Source organism: Methylocystis heyeri (assembly GCF_004802635.2).
In the GTDB taxonomy this organism is placed as follows: Bacteria; Pseudomonadota; Alphaproteobacteria; order Rhizobiales; family Beijerinckiaceae; genus Methylocystis; species Methylocystis heyeri.
The window spans coordinates 2,686,226-2,703,997 of record NZ_CP046052.1; the positions used below are offsets into that span (position 1 = coordinate 2,686,226).

General features: G+C 61.3%; 14 protein-coding genes. 9 read left to right on the plus strand and 5 right to left on the minus strand.

Features of this window, described 5'->3' with window-relative positions:
- Positions 1 to 33 precede the first annotated feature (33 nt).
- The 4 genes from mdoH to H2LOC_RS12300 all read left to right on the plus strand — a co-directional run bounded on the left by mdoH (position 34) and on the right by H2LOC_RS12300 (position 5,022).
- Complete coding sequence (gene mdoH / locus H2LOC_RS12280) at positions 34 to 1,776, plus strand: glucans biosynthesis glucosyltransferase MdoH (protein ID WP_136496652.1); 1,743 nt, start codon at positions 34 to 36, stop codon at positions 1,774 to 1,776.
- A gap of 409 nt (positions 1,777 to 2,185) precedes the next feature.
- On the plus strand, positions 2,186 to 2,539 hold the full coding sequence (locus H2LOC_RS12285) for a hypothetical protein (RefSeq protein WP_136496653.1): 354 nt from the start codon (positions 2,186 to 2,188) through the stop codon (positions 2,537 to 2,539).
- A gap of 88 nt (positions 2,540 to 2,627) precedes the next feature.
- Positions 2,628 to 3,365, plus strand: a complete 738-nt coding sequence (locus tag H2LOC_RS12290; RefSeq protein WP_136496654.1) for a hypothetical protein — start codon at positions 2,628 to 2,630, stop codon at positions 3,363 to 3,365.
- 430 nt (positions 3,366 to 3,795) lie between these two features.
- Positions 3,796 to 5,022 carry a DUF3047 domain-containing protein gene (locus tag H2LOC_RS12300; RefSeq protein WP_136496655.1) on the plus strand — a complete coding sequence of 409 codons (1,227 nt, stop codon included), beginning with the start codon at positions 3,796 to 3,798 and terminating at the stop codon, positions 5,020 to 5,022.
- On the opposite strand, the gene H2LOC_RS12305 is transcribed toward H2LOC_RS12300, so the two are convergent.
- Entirely contained in the window at positions 4,971 to 5,642 is a 672-nt protein-coding gene (locus tag H2LOC_RS12305) for a hypothetical protein (RefSeq protein WP_154331656.1), read from the minus strand. The two genes, H2LOC_RS12300 and H2LOC_RS12305, sit on opposite strands and share 52 nt — an antisense overlap.
- Positions 5,643 to 5,845: 203 nt before the next feature.
- On the opposite strand from H2LOC_RS12305, the gene H2LOC_RS12310 reads away from it, so the two are divergent.
- Together H2LOC_RS12310 and H2LOC_RS12315 are read left to right on the plus strand one after the other, a co-directional pair.
- A complete protein-coding gene (locus tag H2LOC_RS12310) occupies positions 5,846 to 8,164 on the plus strand; it encodes an arylsulfatase (RefSeq protein ID WP_136496656.1) in 2,319 nt (772 codons plus the stop codon).
- A gap of 53 nt (positions 8,165 to 8,217) precedes the next feature.
- Positions 8,218 to 9,588 carry an amidase gene (locus tag H2LOC_RS12315; RefSeq protein WP_136496657.1) on the plus strand — a complete coding sequence of 457 codons (1,371 nt, stop codon included), beginning with the start codon at positions 8,218 to 8,220 and terminating at the stop codon, positions 9,586 to 9,588.
- 63 nt (positions 9,589 to 9,651) lie between these two features.
- On the opposite strand, the gene H2LOC_RS12320 is transcribed toward H2LOC_RS12315, so the two are convergent.
- The 3 genes from H2LOC_RS12320 to H2LOC_RS12330 are packed head-to-tail and all read right to left on the minus strand — an operon-like array spanning position 9,652 to position 12,603.
- Positions 9,652 to 10,620, minus strand: coding sequence for a HEAT repeat domain-containing protein (locus tag H2LOC_RS12320; RefSeq protein ID WP_136496658.1), 969 nt, complete (start codon positions 10,618 to 10,620; stop codon positions 9,652 to 9,654).
- Between the two features lie 5 nt (positions 10,621 to 10,625).
- The gene (locus H2LOC_RS12325) at positions 10,626 to 10,859 is read right to left on the minus strand and encodes a 4Fe-4S dicluster domain-containing protein (RefSeq protein ID WP_136496659.1); all 234 of its coding nucleotides are present in this window, start codon (positions 10,857 to 10,859) and stop codon (positions 10,626 to 10,628) included.
- A gap of 7 nt (positions 10,860 to 10,866) precedes the next feature.
- Complete coding sequence (locus H2LOC_RS12330; protein WP_136496660.1) at positions 10,867 to 12,603, minus strand: fumarate reductase/succinate dehydrogenase flavoprotein subunit; 1,737 nt, start codon at positions 12,601 to 12,603, stop codon at positions 10,867 to 10,869.
- Between H2LOC_RS12330 and H2LOC_RS12335 the strand changes: the two genes are divergently transcribed.
- The 3 genes from H2LOC_RS12335 to H2LOC_RS12345 all read left to right on the plus strand — a co-directional run bounded on the left by H2LOC_RS12335 (position 12,604) and on the right by H2LOC_RS12345 (position 15,811).
- Positions 12,604 to 13,542 carry an ABC transporter ATP-binding protein gene (locus tag H2LOC_RS12335; RefSeq protein WP_246206817.1) on the plus strand — a complete coding sequence of 313 codons (939 nt, stop codon included), beginning with the start codon at positions 12,604 to 12,606 and terminating at the stop codon, positions 13,540 to 13,542.
- Positions 13,543 to 13,697: 155 nt separating this feature from the next.
- Positions 13,698 to 14,399 carry an ABC transporter permease gene (locus H2LOC_RS12340; RefSeq protein ID WP_343040020.1) on the plus strand — a complete coding sequence of 234 codons (702 nt, stop codon included), beginning with the start codon at positions 13,698 to 13,700 and terminating at the stop codon, positions 14,397 to 14,399.
- Entirely contained in the window at positions 14,396 to 15,811 is a 1,416-nt protein-coding gene (locus H2LOC_RS12345; protein WP_136496661.1) for an ABC transporter substrate-binding protein, read from the plus strand. Before H2LOC_RS12340 ends, H2LOC_RS12345 begins: the two co-directional genes overlap by 4 nt.
- Positions 15,812 to 16,001: 190 nt before the next feature.
- On the opposite strand, the gene H2LOC_RS12350 is transcribed toward H2LOC_RS12345, so the two are convergent.
- On the minus strand, positions 16,002 to 17,402 hold the full coding sequence (locus H2LOC_RS12350; RefSeq protein ID WP_246206819.1) for an MBL fold metallo-hydrolase: 1,401 nt from the start codon (positions 17,400 to 17,402) through the stop codon (positions 16,002 to 16,004).
- Between the last annotated feature and the right edge of the window lie 370 nt (positions 17,403 to 17,772).

Here is a 17,772-nt window from a genome sequence, read left to right on the forward strand (position 1 = left end):
AGAGTTTTCCCATGATCATAGTAGGAACATAAGATGCATGGCCGCATTCCGTCCATGACGCCCACCGGCCTGCAAAGTCTCACGGAGCTCCGAAGGCGACGCCTCTTTGTCCTATGCCTGAACGGACTGGTTTATTTCGCGCTGCTGTTCTGGCTTGCGGCAAGCCTCGGCGCCGGCGGCTGGAGCTTCCCGCGCGCCGGCATCCTAGCGGCCTTCGCGATCGCGGCGCCATGGAGCGTGCTCGGATTATGCAATGCGGCGATCGGTTTTTGGCTGCTGCATTTCCATGGCGACGGCCTCGCCGTCACGGCGCCCTTCGCACGTTCCGCCGAAGGCCGCGGATGGCCGCGCAGCCGAACGGCGATGCTGCTGACATTGCGCAATGAGGATCCCGCGCGAGCCTTCGCAAGGTTGGGCGCAATGATGGAGAGCGTGGCGGCGACCGGCGCCGCCGATCGTTTCGACTGGTTCGTGTTGAGCGATACGAGCGATCCGCGGATCGCCGCGCAGGAAGAGACCGAGTTCGCGTGTTGGAAATCGCAAGCTCGCCAGGATGGGGTCCGGCTGCATTACCGGCGCCGGATCGACAACGCGGGGTACAAGGCGGGCAATATCCGCGATTTTTGCGAGAATCGGGGCGCCGAATTCGAGTTCATGATCCCGCTCGACGCGGACAGTCTGATGGATGGAGAAACGATCTTGCGACTGGTGCGCATGGGCGAGGCGCATCCAAGGATCGGCATCCTGCAAAGCCTCGTCGTCGGGGCGCCGTCGCGGTCGGCCTTTGCGCGAATCTTTCAGTTTGGGATGCGCCACGGAATGAGAACATACACGATGGGCGCGACATGGTGGGCGGGGGATTGCGGGCCCTTCTGGGGGCACAATGCTCTCGTCCGCGTCGCGCCTTTCGCAAGACACTGCGTCCTGCCCAGGCTGGAGGGCGACCGGCACATCCTTTCCCACGATCAAATAGAGGCGGCGCTCATGCGCCGCGCCGGTTTCGAGGTGCGCGCGCTGCCTCTCGAATGCGGCAGCTACGAGGAGAATCCGCCCGAATTGCTTGGATTCGTCATGCGCGATCTGCGCTGGTGCCAAGGCAATATGCAATATTTCAAATTGCTTGGCCTTCCCGGACTCTTGCCCACGAGCCGTTTTCAACTCGTCTGGGCGATCAGCATGTTCATGGGCGCTCCCGCCTGGACAGCGGTCATTGCGCTCGGCGCGTCGACGGTCGCCTTCGAAGACGTCTCGTCTATTCCCGCGGCTTCGCTAAAAGCGATTTATCTCACCTTTCTCGGCTTCAGCCTCGCACCCAAAATTTTCGGCTTCGGAGATGTCCTGCTCACGCCAGGAGGCCTCGCGCGCTATGGCGGCGCGGGAAAATTCTTCTTCGGAGCGACGGTCGAAATCGTGAGCTCGCTCATCATCGGAGCCGTCACCTCGCTGAGCGAGACGATTTTTCTCCTCGGTCTCGCGCTCGGCCACACGATGGGCTGGCCGGCGCAGACGCGCGACGCAAAGGGACTTAAGTTCCGCGAGACGGCGATCAGTCTTTCTCCCCATTTTCTATTCGGCTGCATAACCCTTGCGCTGAGCGCCTGCTTCGCGCCGCGGCTCGCGATATGGTCCCTGCCCGTGACCGCCGGATACATATTCGCGGTTCCTTTCGCTCTCGCAACCGCCGCGCCGAGAATCGGGAAGTGGTTTCGACGCCGAGCCCTTTGTGCAACGCCAGAGGAAATCCTGCCTCCAAAAATACTCGCGCCTTTCCTGTGAACCTGCCTGATCGCGACTCTCCGCCCGAGCCACGATGAGTTGGCCTACAGTCGTGTTACCGGATCTATTAATAGGATTACATCGCCGTTCTGGAATTTTTATCGAGACAGACGCCGACCGGGACGCCGAGCCGTTGTTCGGGGCGGCGACAGGCGTTCAAGATTTATGACGCACTTAAATTATAGCATTATTACAAAGTCTTATTGAAAAATGCAACCTGGGCCGCAGAGAACACGGCGCCGGCGAGGCCGCGCGCCAACGCGCGCAACGCTTCCAAAGCAGCCGTTCGAAGTTGACGCCGCGCGCCTTTTAATCTACCTTGTCTATATGATTTAACAAGCATCCAGCGCGCGCCCAGCTCGACTGAGCGACGAGGCGACGTTGCCTTCGAAGCGAGCCCCTTCCCGCCATGCAAGTGCGAAAGACTGTCGACTTCGACCTTAAATACGCGGTCCTCCTCGCCGTCTGCGCGCTTTGCGTCACCCCGGCGGCCGCCAATTACGGTTACTGCTTCACGCCGGGTTTGATGGGCGGAACGAAGGTCTTCATTCACGAAGCGGTTCGTGAAGACGAGTTCTGGGACGGCGCAGTGGTCAAGGCCTACCGCAGCGACCTCGAAAACGCGCGGCGCTTTCGCTTTACGGCTCTGTCCTGCCCGAGCTTCGACACAGAAAGCGAAGCGCAGGAGCATCTCGCAGCCACGCGCACGCAGTTTCTGCGTCGAGGCTTTACCGAGTTCCTTTACCCGATGCGCCCGGACTGACGCTTCACGCTTCGAAACTTCTACCGCCGGCACGGGTTCGATACGAGCCCCCCGCCCTTCCAAAAGCCCATGATCAAGGAGAGCAATCGTGACAAGCGCCGCTTCAGCTATTCCCGCAACCAATCGACGAATCGAGGATTGGTTCGTCGGCCTCGCTCTTCTTCTCCTGGTGGTTGGGTTTGCGCCGACCTTTTATCTGAAACCCGTATTCGAGGCGGGAAAGCCGCTGACGCTGCTCGTGATTGCTCACGGCGTGACAACTACGGCCTGGATCGTCGTTTTTGCATTTCAATATTTCGCAGTGAACGCGGGGTCGCGGGAGAGGCATAAAACAGTCGGCGTCATCGGCGCAGTCCTGTTCGGACTGGTTGTCGCATTGTCGCTTGTCACCGCAGTCGCTCGGGTCGCTTCTGCATCCCCCCAAGTGTCGGGACCCGCGCCCTTGATTGGGCTGGCCTATCCGTTCTGGGTGCTCTTCGAGGTCACGCTCTTCGGCATCGGGGCTCTCGCTTCGGTTCGTCGCCCGGAGTGGCATCGCCACTTCCAATTCGCCGGTTTCTTTTCCTTCATCGCGCCCGCGACGGCGCGCGCATTGCGCTTCGTCGTTCCCGCAGGACCCATAGTGACCTATGGTTCATTGCTGATTTCCATCCTGCTCTATGTCGGCGCGACCCGTCTCAAGGATGTTCGCTCAGGAAGAATATCACGTGCGGCCGTGGTCGCCCTGGGCATTCAGTTTTTGACGCTCCTCCTTCTTTTCTTCAGCCTGGACGGCGCATCCTTATGGCTTCAGTTTGCTTCCGCCCTGACGGGATATCCGCAGTAGAACACGGCTGCAGGATGCACACATTTCCAAAGTCGTCAGTCCCGCCCTGGCCGGAATCGTCCCGGCCAGGGCGACCCTGCGAGATGTGTGACGCCATTAGATAGCCCATGGCGACCGCGGACCAGACATCCGCAGCGACGCCATTCGGACTGTCGCCGTTCAGACTGAGCGCATGCCGATATGCCGGGAGCCCCTGCACATTGGCGCGCGCTTTATCGCGTTATGGCGCTCACGCTACGCCCTGTCGACTGAGAGTCTTTCGCCATTCGGACCAGCTTATCGCGCCGCCGACGACACCGGGTAAATTGCCCGGCTCATGTCAGGCTGCTCGCCCGATACGCCATAGAGGACGGCGGTTATTGTCGGGAGAATATCTATCGGAAAACAGGCGGTCGAGATCGTTTGCGCCGCGGGACCGAGGAAGAGAAACATGTGCCTCTCTTGTCTGGAGCCTTTTGCCCCCAACACGGGGACGCTCGGCGGCATTTCCAGGCGCGATATTTTGCGCTGCGCCGTAATTCTTGGCGCTGCGGCGCCATTTTCGGCCAGCCTACCGAACGGCGTGTCCGCTACGGAGCGCAGTCTTACGTCCTCGGAAGACTTCCGAAACGGCGTCGAGGGCCTCGTCGCGCGAGCGAGATCGCCGGAACTCGCAGACTATCGGCTTTTCGAAATAAGCGGCTCGGATCTGCCATGGATCGATCTCGGCCTCGCGGCCTCGAAGGGACAGCAGGTCTCCTTTCTCCTCACCGGGCGCATGTGGATCGCGCGCCAACTCGACCTCTGGTTCCCGCCCGGCCTCGTATTCCATGTACGCGCGCGTGGGAAACGGCCGATCTACAGCCCGGGAACCGACACCGGCACGATGACCGCGGCCCATGACGGCCCCCTCGAGATCGCCCGCGCCGCTGCGCAATTCGCGGACGAGGACGGAACGCTCTGGACCCCAGTGGACGAATATCGCAAGCAGGAGGCGAGGATTGCGGGCGTCGCGCTTTTGTGGAACGGCGACGCCGCCGCCGGCCTCGCCAGTCTCGCGGCGCATGGCGATGTCGACGGTCTCGTCGCCGCCGAGATCGCCCGGCTGAAACGCGGACGCAAGCTGCCGGAAGGCTGGTCGAACTACTTCGGCCTCGGCGGCGGCGCAGAGGTTTTCACCCGCGCCGAGAATGGCGACATCGTCTGCGAGAGCGCCGGCTCGGCCTCGATCATCGAGCGCCCGCTCCCGCTTCCCTTTTCGTCGCGCCCCAAGCTCGGCTGGCGCTGGAAGATCGATGAGCTTCCTTCGGCCGTGGCGGAGGATCAGGCGCCGTTCCACGACTATCTCTCGATCGGCGTGAAGTTCGAGGACGGACAGGACCTCACCTATATTTGGAGCGCGGCGCTGCCAACCGGAAAAGTGTTTCGTTGTCCGCTCGCGGGCTGGAGCAAGATCGAAACGCATATGATCGTCGATTCCGGGGCCGGCGGTCTCGGCTCCTGGCGCGCGTTCGAGCGCGACGTGGCCGCGGATTATGCGGCCCATATCGGCGGGCCGGCGAAGGAGATCAGCCACGTCTGGCTGCTCGCGGTCACGCCGTTCCAGCGCCGCCGTGGCGCGTGCCGTTACGCGGACATCAATATCGTCACCGCGGATGGCGCGGCGCGCAAATTATAGCTGCGCCCATCAAGCTGAGGTCCATCGACCGGAGAAGAGCGCGGTTCCCGTTTCCTGATCTGTTCGGCAGATGTTTGCACCGCAAAGGACATGAGTGCATGTTGCCCTATTCTCTGATCGGCCTCGCCGTAGTCTGCGTCTTCCTGGTTTTTCCCGTCGGGAAAAATTCCGGGAGCATGCGCATCCCCTTTCTTCTCGGATTTGCCGGCTTCTTGCTCATTCTTGCGCTGGTCGCGGCCTGGATTCTCGGCATAGCGATGTTTTTTCCCCACGGCGACCTGGCGCAACTCGTGAAAGACCGTCACCGTCTGATCCAAGGGCATATCGATCTTTTGCTGATGGCGCAGTTCCTGTTCATTTTCGCCGGTCTGTTCCGGCTCTATGCAATCGAGCCGCCGCGATGGCTGCTGGCGTTGTGCTGTTACGGCGCTTTCTTGAACGCGTTCGGCTTTATGAGGGCTGGGTTCATCGCGAAGCCGCCCGTGGATGTCGCGGCCCCGACGCCCGAGCCGAGTTTCCCACTCCCCGCAGCGTTGAGTTTTACGGCCGTCACGCTCGGCTTCCTGGCGGCGTCCATACTGATCGTCCGGGCCGCGTGGCGCGCTCTTCGCGCCGATCAAGAACGACTCCGTGCGATGAACACAGCTCCGGCGGGCGGCGGCAAAACAAACGCCGACGCGAGCGCTTGACAAAAGAGCCGCTTTAATACTACCCATTTAGTATGTAAGTAATATCCTGTCACGCCGGATGTACGCGAGGCGGGAAACAAGCGCCCGGATGGTGTCTCCCCCCGTCCGGGCGTTTGCATCGTCAGGGTCTCCCCATGCGCGTCGTTCCGCTTCTTTTCGTCTCTGCAGCTCTTGTCCTGTCGTCACGCGTTCAGGCCGAGGAAACCTTGCCCAAACCCGAACCTGCAACCGCCGCGATCCTCGATCCTTCGCGCGACGCCACGCCGGCCGCCTGGCCAACAGCGGTCAAAGCGAATGAGGGCGCCCCCAATGTGGTGCTGGTGCTGTTGGATGACGCAGGCTTCGGCGCCGCCTCCACCTTCGGCGGACCGGCAAAAACCCCGGAACTGGATAGGCTCGCGGCACGAGGATTGAAATACAACGCGTTCCATGTCAGCGCCCTGTGCTCGCCGACCCGAGCCGCGCTCTTGTCGGGCCGCACCGATCATCAGATCGGATTCGGCTCCGTCGCCGACGGCGCAACGGGCTATCCAGGCTACAACGCCCATTGGCCGAAAAGCGCCGCCAGCCTTGCCCGCGTGCTGCGCGACAACGGCTACAGCACCGCCGCCTTCGGCAAATGGCACAACACGCCCTATGATGAAATCTCCCCGGTCGGTCCCTTCGACCGCTGGCCGACGGGACTCGGCTTCGAATATTTTTACGGCTTCCTCGCCGGCTACGACAGCCAGTTCGCCCCGCGGCTTTATCGCAACACGACGCCCGTAGATCAAACGCGCACAGAAAAGGACGGATATCATCTCACCACGGATCTTGTTGAAGACGCGGTGAAGTGGCTCCACGCCCATGAGGCGGTGGCCCCGCAAAAACCGTTCTTCCTCTATTTCGCGCCGGGCGCCACTCATTGGCCACATCAGGTCCAGAAGGACTGGATCAGGAAATACCGCGGCAAATTCGATCAGGGCTGGGATAAACTGCGCGAAGAAACCTTCGCGCGGCAGAAGGCTTTGGGCGTCATTCCCGCCAATGCGGCGCTGACCCCGCGCCCCGCAGAGCTGCCCGCATGGGATTCTCTGAACGACGACCAGAAGAAACTCTTCGCCCGGCAGATGGAGGTCTATGCCGCTTTCATGGAGCAGACCGATTTCGAAATCGGACGTCTGCTGAAGAGCATCGAGAAGGACGGCTTCGCCGACAACACTCTGGTGCTCTACATCGCCGGCGACAACGGCGGATCAGGCGAAGGCGGCGTCGATGGCCGCGACGTCATCAATGCCGACGGTACAGTCCCCCCGGCCGCAGCGCGACTGCAGCGGGCCGACGAATTCGGCGAGGAGATTTTCGATAATCACTACGCCGCGGCCTGGGCGTGGGCGAGTTCGACGCCGTTCCAATGGACCAAACAGGTCGCTTCGCATCTCGGCGGGACGCGAGACCCTCTCATCGTATCCTGGCCTGCGAAGATCAAAACGCACGGGGAATTGCGCACGCAATTCCAGCACGTCACGGACATTGCGCCGACGATCTACGAACTGGCGGGGATCACCCCGCCCGATAAGGTCGACGGCTTCGCGCAGACGCCGCTGGAAGGGAAAAGTTTCGCCGCGAGCTTTTTTGACGCCGCGGCGCCGAGCAGCCACAAGCAGCAGGTCTTCGAGACTTCCGGCAATCGCGCCATCTACCAGGGCGGCTGGTGGGCCGGGGCGCGTCACGCGGCGCCCTGGTCGGCGCGTCGCGGCGAGCTTGCGATCGGCCAGAATCCTTGGGAACTCTATAATCTCGACCAGGATTTTTCGCAGGCGCGCGATCTCGCCAAAGATCGCCCCGACAAATTGCGGGAACTGACCGCGTTGTTCGACAGCGAGGCGAGGCGCACGCAAATCTATCCTTTGCTCCCGGCGCGCAAGGAGCCGCCCTCGCCCGCCGACGGACGAACCGTCTTCGACTATCGCCCGGGCGCCGATCACATTCCCCAGCGCATCGGCCCGAAGTTCAACCGCCGCGCCCACAGCATTGTTGCCGACGTGACGCTGCCGGAGGCTCCAGAGGGCGTTATTTTCGCCGACGGCGGCGATTACGGCGGCTTCTCGCTCTATGTGAAAGACGGCAAGCTGGTCTATCTCGCGACGGCCTGGGGCAATGTGACGGGAAAAATCGTCTCGCGCGAAAAGCTTTCGCGCGGCGCGGCGCGGATCGGCGTCGAATTCATCCCCGATGCGACGAATCCGCCGCCGGTCCTCACATCTTTCGAGCCGCGCGTCGTCTATGCCGGCAAAGTCGTCCTCAGCGTCGATGGCGCCGAGGCAGCGCAGGGACGGATCGAAAATCTGCAGTTTTCTTATAACGAGACGCTCGACGTCGGCCTCGATTCCGGCGCGCCGGTAAGTCCGGACTACGCCTCGCCTTTCCCGTTCAACGGGCAGATCGATAAAGTGCGCGTGGAGTTGCGGTGACAAAAGCGATCCCGGCCGAACGCCCAGCATGACGACTCACTGTGGAGAACATTTTGCCTCAGGATCTCACACAACTCTCCGCGGTCGACCTCATCGCCGCCTATCGCACGACAGCTCTCTCCCCTGTCGAAGTGACCACGGCGACGTTGCAGCGCATCAGGGAGCTTCAGCCGCATTACAACGTCTATCGCGCTGTTGACGTCGAATCTGCGCTGGCTCAAGCGAAGGCGTCCGAAGCGCGCTGGTTGCGCGGCGCTCCGCTTGGACTGCTCGATGGCGTTCCCGCGGGCTTCAAGGACCTGCTCCATGTTCAGGGCTTCCCGACGCGCAAAGGCAGCCTCGCGACTCCGGATACGGTCCAACAGGCCGACTCGCCGCCCGCCGCGCGCTTGCGTGAAGCGGGGGCCGTCATTCTCGGCAAGACGCAAACCGCGGAATTTGGGCTGAAAGGCCTCACCGAAACCCGGCTCGCCGGCGTGACGCCCAACGCCTGGGACCGCCAATATGTCAGCGGCGGCAGCAGCGGCGGCGCGGCGGTAGCCGCCGCCCTCGGCCTCGGACCATTGCAGATCGGCACGGACGGCGGCGGCTCGATCCGCGCCCCGGCCGCTGTGAATGGCGTCTTCGGGTTCAAGCCGACATTCGGACGTGTGGCGGGATACCCGCATAATGGCTCGCTGTTTCATATCGGGCCCATCACGCGTACGGTTACAGACGCCGCTCTGCTCCTCGACGTCATCGCTCAACCGGACGTGCGCGATTGGCAAAGTCCGCCGAACGATATTCGCGATTGGAAGGAAAATCTCGACAGCGGCGTCAAAGGAGTCCGCATCGCCTACAGCCGGACGCTCGGATATTTGAAAGTCGATCCCGGCGTCGTGGCGATCGTCGATCGCGCGGTTGCGCGTCTCTCGGAATTGGGCGCTATCGTGGAAGACGCCGACCCGGGGTTCGACGATCCCTCGCCGATCATCGACGCCGTCAATTCCGAACGCGCCATAAGACTGCGCAGCGAGATCGGCGCGGCGGGGTTGGAACTGATCGATCCGGACATTCGGCGGCGCGTCGAGCGGCTCGAGCGTTATACGCTGGCCGAAGTCGTGGAGGCCAATGAACGCCGCACCGAACTCGCGATACGGATGCGCCGCTTCCACCAAAAATACGATCTGCTCGTAACTCCCGTGCAGTCGCAGCCTGTCCCGCGTCTCGGAACGCCGCCGCAGACGCCCTTCGCATTCCCTTTCAACCTCACGCAGCAGCCAGCCGCTTCCATTCCCGCCGGATTCGACGTGAACGGCCTGCCGGTCGGTCTGCATGTGGTTGGGCCGCAATACGGCGACCTTGCCGTGCTTCGTCTTGCACGGGCGCTCGAGCAGCTACAGCCGTTTGCGACGCCGCATCTCGAGTCGTTGGGTCGGCTGTAATGTCGTCCCCTACGAAACATGCGTCCGTCTGCACGAATGAATGAAAGCCGCTCGAGTTCGTCCTCAGGGCGCGCTGTTGATGAGATGAATCGACCAGCGCGCGATCTTGCGCACGTCCGGATCAGGGTCGTCTACCGCGCCGGTAAGATAGGGCAATGCTTCGGGTCGCCCAATTTCTCCGAGCGCGGCCGCGATCTCCTTGCGCAGATTGCTGACGGGATGGGAGAGCAGCATTCCGAGCGCGGGAATCGCCTCCACCGATGGAAGCCGGCCTAGCGCGTGGGCCGCCTTGAGCGCGACCTGCCAGGCCTCGTCCGAAAGAGACCGTATCAGTGCGTGCTCGGCGGCGTCGGCACGGATTTTTGCGGCGAGGTTCGCCGCAGCCTCCCGCACTTGCCAGTGCGTGTCCCCCAATCTTGAAAGAATGGCGTCGATCACGGCTTCTGGAGTGGCGAAGGCGAGCGCCGAAATGGCCGCGCGCCTCACCTCAAAGTGATCGTCGCGAGTGGCGACGATCAGCGCCGGAAGCAGTTCTTCACGTTTGAAATAGGCCAGGACGCCAACCGACTCTCGCCGAACGTGGGGATTCGGGTCGGCGAGCGCTTCGGTCGCTTTCTCGAGAACCGAGTCGACACGCAGATTGCGAAGGCCGCGCCAAGCCGCAGCGCGCACTTCGGAGCGTTCGTGACCAACCAGCGCAAGAAGCGGGCTTGCCGCCTCAGGCGCACGCAATTCGCAAAGGCTCGCTCCGGCGGCGACGGCGACAGACTCGTCTTCGTCCAGAAGAGCGCTGGCGAGGGCCTGCGCGACTCGAAGCCCGTCGAACTGCTCCAGTCCCATCGCCGCAGCGCGGCGCACGCCGGCGTCGGGATCACTGAGCGCTCGGATAAGAAGCTCCACTCCGCTCGCGTCAGCGCTTTCGGCCAGCGCGATGATCGCCATCCGGCGCTCGTGTGGGTCCACGCTTCCGTAACGGGCAGAGATACTATTCAGATCCACGTCCTGCGCCTCGAAAACACCTTCTCTCGTCATTGGAATCACCGCAGGAGATAGGGAATTGAAACTCGAACCGCCTGGGTCGGGCAATCGAGTTCACAGGGCAGGCAATACCAGCATTCGTCGTAACGCATATGCGCTTTGCCGGTTTGCGGATCTACCCGCAGAACATCGAGCGGACAGACGTCTATGCAGACGGTGCAGCCCTTGTCGGCGATGCACTTGTCAGCGTCGATCGTGACCGGAAACTCGGTAGGGTTCTCCGCAAAGGTCATGCGCGCCTCAGTTTTGTGCGGGAATGCGAAGGCGGTGATAGGCGTCCCGCTCGGTCGCCTGCACTGGAACGATGTAAGGATCCACCGGCCGCTTGCGGCAGGCCATGGCTCCGCGCGCATCCTTGTAGAGCTGCGTATGGCAGAACCACTCCGCGTCATTCGATTCGGGATAGTCTGAACGAAGGTGATAGAGGCCCCATCGGCTCTCGGTGCGATAGAGCGAGGCCGCAGCCGCCATGTCGGCGCAGTCGAGAATGGAATGGATCTCCAACGCCCGCATCAACTCGTGCGGATCGCGAGCTACAAGACGGGGCAGATCTTCGCGAATCTCGGCAAAGCGCTTTTGCGCGATCTCGTATTTTCGCGTCACTTTCGGCGGCTGGAGATAATCATTTACGAAGCGGCGAATCTTGTATTCGACCTGGTTGGGAGGCAGACCGGTTTCATTGGCCAGCGGGGCTCGCGTGCGGGCGCGCTCGGACTCGACCTGATCGGCGTCGAATTCGGCGAGATCGACTTCCTCGGCGAAGCTGGCCGAATGCTCGCCCGCGATGGCGCCGTTGACGAATGCGCCGAGCATATAGTTGTGCGGTACGCTCGCCATGTCTCCTGCCGCATAGAGGCCAGAAACTGTCGTGCGCGCGTATTCGTCCACCCAGACCCCCGACGCGCTATGACCGGAACAAAACCCAATTTCCGAAATATGCATTTCCACCATGTCGCGGCGGTAATCCGTTCCTCTTCCCGCGTGAAACAGGCCTCGCGACGGGCGTTCGACTTTGTGGAGAATGTTTTCGACTTCAGAAACGGTCTCGGGAGCAAGGTGGTCGAATTTGAGAAAAACCGGTCCGCCTCCTCCCTGAAGCTCACGATAAAACTCCAGCATCATCTGACCGGACCAATAGTCGCATTCGATAAACCGTGCGCCGCCGCTGTTCGCCGTATAGGCTCCGAATGGGCCGCCCACATAGGCGCAGGCGGGGCCGTTGTAGTCCTTTATCAACGGATTGATCTGAAAGCATTCCAGATTGGCGAGTTCCGCGCCGGCATGATACGCCATGGAGTAGCCGTCGCCCGAATTAGCTGGATTCTCGTAGGTTCCCCATAAATAGCCCGAGGCCGGCAAGCCGAGGCGTCCCGCCGCGCCGGTCGCCAGAACGACCGCTTTGGCTCGAATGACCAGAATTTGGGCGTTCCGACTGTTGATCGCGATGGCCCCGGCGATACGATTATCGACGCCGGTTAGAAGCCGCGTCGCCATAAAGCGGTTGGAAATAAGCACCTGCGCCTTGCGCAATTGCCGATAGAGCGCCTTCTTTATCGACGCCCCTTCCGGCATCGGCAGCACATAAGTCCCGAGGTGATGCACCTTTTTGACATCATAGTCGCCGTTTTCGTCCTTGAGGAATTTTACGCCCCACTCATCGAGTTCACGGATCATGTCGAAAGAGCGCTCGGCATAAGCTAGGAGCGCCTTCTGATTCACGATCCCATCATTGGCGATCGTGATTTCGCGGACATATTGTTCGGGGGTCGCAAAGCCCGGCACGACCGCATTGTTCAGCCCGTCCATCCCGACAGCGATGGCGCCCGAGCGCTTGACATTGGCCTTTTCGAGAAGAACGACTTTGAGATTAGGGTTCGCGAGTTTCGCCTTGTAGGCGGCGAGAGGTCCTGCCGTTCCGCCGCCAATGACCAGCACGTCGGCTTCGAACAGGGTTGCTTGCTCCTCGATCGCAGTCACATGGCGCTCCAGCCGCTGCGGCGGCGTTGTTCTGTGGCGGCGGGGCGACCCCCGACCTTGTTGCGTTCACCATACCTCTTAGTCTATATATTTTATATGGTAAAGTCTCCGACACCGACGCTTTCCAGCCCCAGGTCCGGCGCCGCCACGGGGCGTGTCGAGCTAAGAAAGGTCTCAGTCGCCTTTGGCGCAGAGGCCGTTCTGAGCAATGTCGACCTCACCGTCGAGGCGGGTGAGTTCGTTTGTGTCATCGGGCCTTCAGGCAGCGGGAAATCGACGGCTCTAAACCTTATTGCGGGCTTGCTAACCCCGGCTTCCGGCGAGGTTCTGGTCAGTGGAGAGCCGGTTCGCGAACCTGGAGCAGAGCGCGGGGTCGTTTTCCAGAACTACTCTCTTTTTCCATGGAAAACGGCGCTCGACAATGTTGCATTCGGTCCGCGAATGCAGGGAAACTCTCGCGCCGAAGCACGCCGCGCCGCATTTGTATGGCTCGAAAAGGTGGGGCTGTCCGCCTACGCTTCCCGCTTTCCCGCAACGCTTTCGGGAGGCATGCAGCAACGAGTGGCCATCGCGCGCGCGCTGATCAATCGGCCCGCCGTATTGTTGATGGACGAGCCCTTCGGCGCGCTCGATGCGCAGACCCGGGCGCTGATGCAGGAATTGCTGCTCGACCTTTGGAGCAATTCTCGCTGCACAGTCTTTTTCGTCACGCACGACGTCGAGGAAGCGCTAATTCTTGCCGATCGCGTGATCGTCCTGAGCGCTTCCCCGGGGCGCATCCTCCTCGATCTGCCGGTACGCCTGCCACGACCGCGGCCGTCCGACGTTTTTGCTTATCAAGCCTTCAATTGCGCCAAAATGACCTGCCTGAAATTGATCCGGCAGGAAAGTCGGTTGGCCTTCGACGCGCCGGAAGTCGTGCAATGCTTTCCGCGATAGGCGCCCTCGTGCGCCCTGCCGCCCGGGAGCGCATAAGAACGGCGGCGGTCGCCTTCAACAATAGGCCGCTCCGCTGGCTCATCCGCGCTCTTTCTATCGCGGTTCTCCTCGTAGCCTGGCAATATGCATCGGATGCGAAGGCCCGCCTGTCGTTCATGACATTCGCGCTGGCGCCCTCCCCGTCACAGGCATTCGACTCGCTCATGGAACTGGGCCGCTCAGGAAAGCTGCTTGCCCATGTCGAGGCGAGCCTCATGCGCGTGCTGGCGGGCTATGCGATCGCGGTCATTATCGGGATTGCGCTCGGTTGCGTCATCGCCCGCAACCGCTTCTTCGAGGATCTTCTGCTGACTCCGCTCGAACTGCTACGGCCGATCCCGGCGGTCGCCTGGATACCGCTCGCGATCTTGATGTTCCCGTCATCTGAGGCGTCCATGATTTTCATCACCTGCGCCGGCGCCCTATTTCCCATTCTATTGAACACAATTCAGGGCGTTCGCGATATCGACGAACGTTTGATCGCCTCGGCGCGAACGCTTGGCGCGAGCGGCAGGGTTATCGTAATCGAAATAATTGGCCCCGGCGCCCTTCCCAGCATTTTCACAGGACTTTCCATCGGCATGGGAACCAGCTGGTTTTGCCTGGTTACCGCTGAAATGATCTCGGGCCAGTTCGGCATTGGCTATTTCACCTGGGAATCGTACTCGCTTCAGAACTATCCAGACATCGTCGCCGGGATGGTCATCATAGGATCCCTCGGCTTTCTGAGCAGCGCCGCCATTGCGCGGATCGGAGCAGCCCTGACGCCATGGCGGACCAAAAAATCAATGCTACACAAAAGCCGCGATCCACAATGAGATTTACTGCGCGGGCCACCCTCGTCGGTTCTCTGTGTTGGCTCGCGGGCATGACCTCCCCGCGTGCGGAGATGATCCGCATCGCCATTGGCGCGCAGGATACGACCATAAATTGCGCAGCCGGCGGATTGATGATTCGCGAACTCGATCTCCTGCGGCGTTATCTGCCGCATGATGGGAAGTATAAGGACGCGACTTACGATATCCAGTGGAAAAACTTCACCACCGGCGCTCCAATCACCAATGAAATGGTGGCGGGCAAGCTGGATATCGGCGTTATGGCCGATTTCCCCGGCGCGCTAAACGGCATGGCCTTCAAAAAGGCCGGCAAGAGCAGCCGGTTTATCACCGTCCTTTCCGGCAGCGTTAACGGAAGCGGCAATGGCGTCGTCGTGCCGATCGCTTCGCCAGTGCAATCGCTTCGGGAATTGAAGGGCAAGACGATCTCAGTGCCCTTTGCTTCGACCGCGCACGGCATGTTGCTGCGCGCGATCGCCAATCTTGGTTGGGACCCCGAGCGCGACGTGAAAATCATCGCTCAGGCGCCCGAGGTCGCTGGTTCAGCGTTGCTGAGCGGACAAATCGATGCGCACGCCGACTTTGCCCCTTTTGCCGAGCTTTTTCCCGCGCGAGGCTTCGCGCGCAAAATCCTCGACGGGGCGCAAGTTGGGGTTCCGACTTTCCACGGCGCTCTCGTCGACTTGAGTTACGCCGAGAAATATCCTGAAATTGTCGTTGCCTATATCCGCGCCGTCATCGACGCCAACAGGTTGCTTGCCGACGAGCCGGAAAAATACAGCGAGCTGATCGCCAAAATCACTGGAGTCGACGCCCCCGTCGTTTATCTCTTTCTTGGTCCGCTGGGACTTCAAACGCGAGACCTCACCTGGAAGAAGGAATACAGGCAAGACATTGCGACGTCGGTGGAAACGCTCAGGTTCCTGAAGCGCGCCGATCCCGGGTTCGATGCCGAAACCTTCATCGACGACCGATTTGTGCGCGCCGCCTTCAAGGCGTCCGGACTCGACTACGAAACGCAGCTTGCAGATCACGCGCCCTCAACACTTTCCGCAAAGGAAGACACGGCGGTCAATGCAAGCCGTTCCGCAGAGCTGTGGCTGGAAGGAGAGTCCAGGGTCCGCCATTTCGCATCGACAGATGCGGCTTTGGCGACCCTCGCCGAATTCGAAGCCCAGGGAAAGAAGATCCGCGCCGCCTATGTGCAGGACTACCGCAACGGCATCAAGCTTTTCGCAGATCGCGGATGGTATGTGGCCCAACCGTCAGGGCAAATCGACGCTTTTCTTTCGAAATCCGACGCAGAGGCTTTCGCGGCGAATTACGGGGGACAGGTGGAGGGTCTCGGCGGGGTTCTTCTAAGCAAGGCCGGCCCCGCTCAGAACCCAAGATGACTCGGTTATTCGCGAATATAGACGCGCTCTGTTTCCAATGCCGGGAAGTTATGCGCAGACCCGTCGCTCCGCCCGGTCAATTCGCCATCAACAAGGAGGCGCCTGACGTCCCGGCATTCCGCCGGACGTCAGGCGCCTTTTGGTTCGTCGCGTCGGGCCGGCGTGGCTATTTCGCCGGCCAGACTTCTGATTACTGGGACAAGCTCGGCTGTCCGATCGCGCTACGCAGATCGTCCAGGGTCGTGACACGGGGACCGTGCAATGCCGCGATCTGCTTCACGTCGAGCTTCAGTTTACCGATGTTTTCAAGGAGATTGACCGAATAGGGATTAGGCGACTTGGGCAGAGGCGCGTCGGCGGCAAGGGGGGTGAAAGCGTCGGCCTCGATCAGAACCTTCTCCGCCGGCAGATAGATCACTCCGAGATCGTCGCTGTGTCCATTGCCGGCCAGGCGGTGGAATTCGATGCTGCGCCGCCCGTCCGAAAGCACATGTTTATCCTGCCAAGTTTCGAATTTCGGTGTCTTTTTGGACTGGGAGAGCTTATCGGGCCGAATGGTGCGCGGTTCGGCCCAGGCCTTCTCGAAATAGGCCTTGTCGGCGTCTTGCGCGACCACCGTGGCGCCGGCGTCGACCAGCGTGCGCAGGCCGCCCGCATGATCGAAATGCACATGGGTCGCGACCACATATTTGATCGGCTTTGCGGGCGCGAGTTCTCCGAGTTTCTGGATCAATGCGAGCGAACGCTCTTCATTGAGCGGCGCCTCGACCAGCACCCAATGATCCTGCTGCTCCACGGCGACGCTGTGATGCGTGCCGCCCGTAAGGTAGTACACCCCATCCGCGATTTTATCGGCTTTGACGACGACCGCCGGCGGTTTCGCCTCCGCGATATTCGCCGGAACCGCCACCGCGACCGGCTGGTCGAGCTTGGCCGACGAAACATGCAAGTGAAGGACCGGATAGCCTCCCGCTAGACGGGTGATCTCGCCCGGGAATGCGACGCCAGCGAAGTCCTTGTAGTCCTTGAACCGCGTCTCGACCAGCGTGTCGCCCAGCACCGGAGAGTCGATCCAGGTCTTGATCCAGTCCACACGATCATTGGCGTCGATGCAGCCGACATAGCGGTATTTGCCGCCGAGCGTGAAGGACACCTCTACGCCGTCGCCATCAGGCCGCGATTGTGCGCCGTTGGCGAGCGCGGCTTTAAGAAAGCCCTGCGGGGTCCCCCAGATTTCAGCGGTGCGCTCTTCGAGCGTCGCCTGCGCCGGCGTGGGCGACGGAGCTGCGCCGGGCTGCGCATTGGGCGCAAGCGCGACGTTCCAGGCCTTGTCGCCGCTGACATACCAATCGAGCTTTTGTTCCGTCGGAGCCGGACGCGAGCGGCCGGGCTCGATCGTTTGAATACGCGTGAGCTGGACGCGCTCCGCCGGCGCCTGGAAGTCGATCGCGGCGGCGTAGCTGCTGACGTCGAATTGCGGCCAGGCTCCTCCGGGAACCGGCGCCTGACCGAACTGATACCAATGGCCCGAGCCGGCAAACTCCAGCGTCTTGGCGTCGGCTGCGTGAAGCGCCGCAGCGGCCGACTGCAAAGATGCGGCCTGCGCGCCGCTTAAAGGCACACACAGCGCGAGAACAGGAAGAGAGGGTCTTATTCTCTTTAACATTGTACCTCCTAAGTTCTTTTGAGCGACTATCCAGGAGCATTTTGGCCGCGCCGGCGACGGTGTGGGGGAGATCAAAATCCTTTCGCTTTGTGAGAGACGCTTCGGAATGAGCATCAGCTTTGTGTCCGCGCCAGCGAAGCTCTGGGATAGAGCTAATCCTACTTTTTCGATGGTGTAAATAGACTATGCTCTTCCGCGGCCATTTTTTGCAGCATGTCGTGAACGGATTTCGGGATCCCAGGCGGTCGCCAATCGCCTCGCGTCGTCGGGTTTTAGCTGCGAGCAGGGGAAGCTC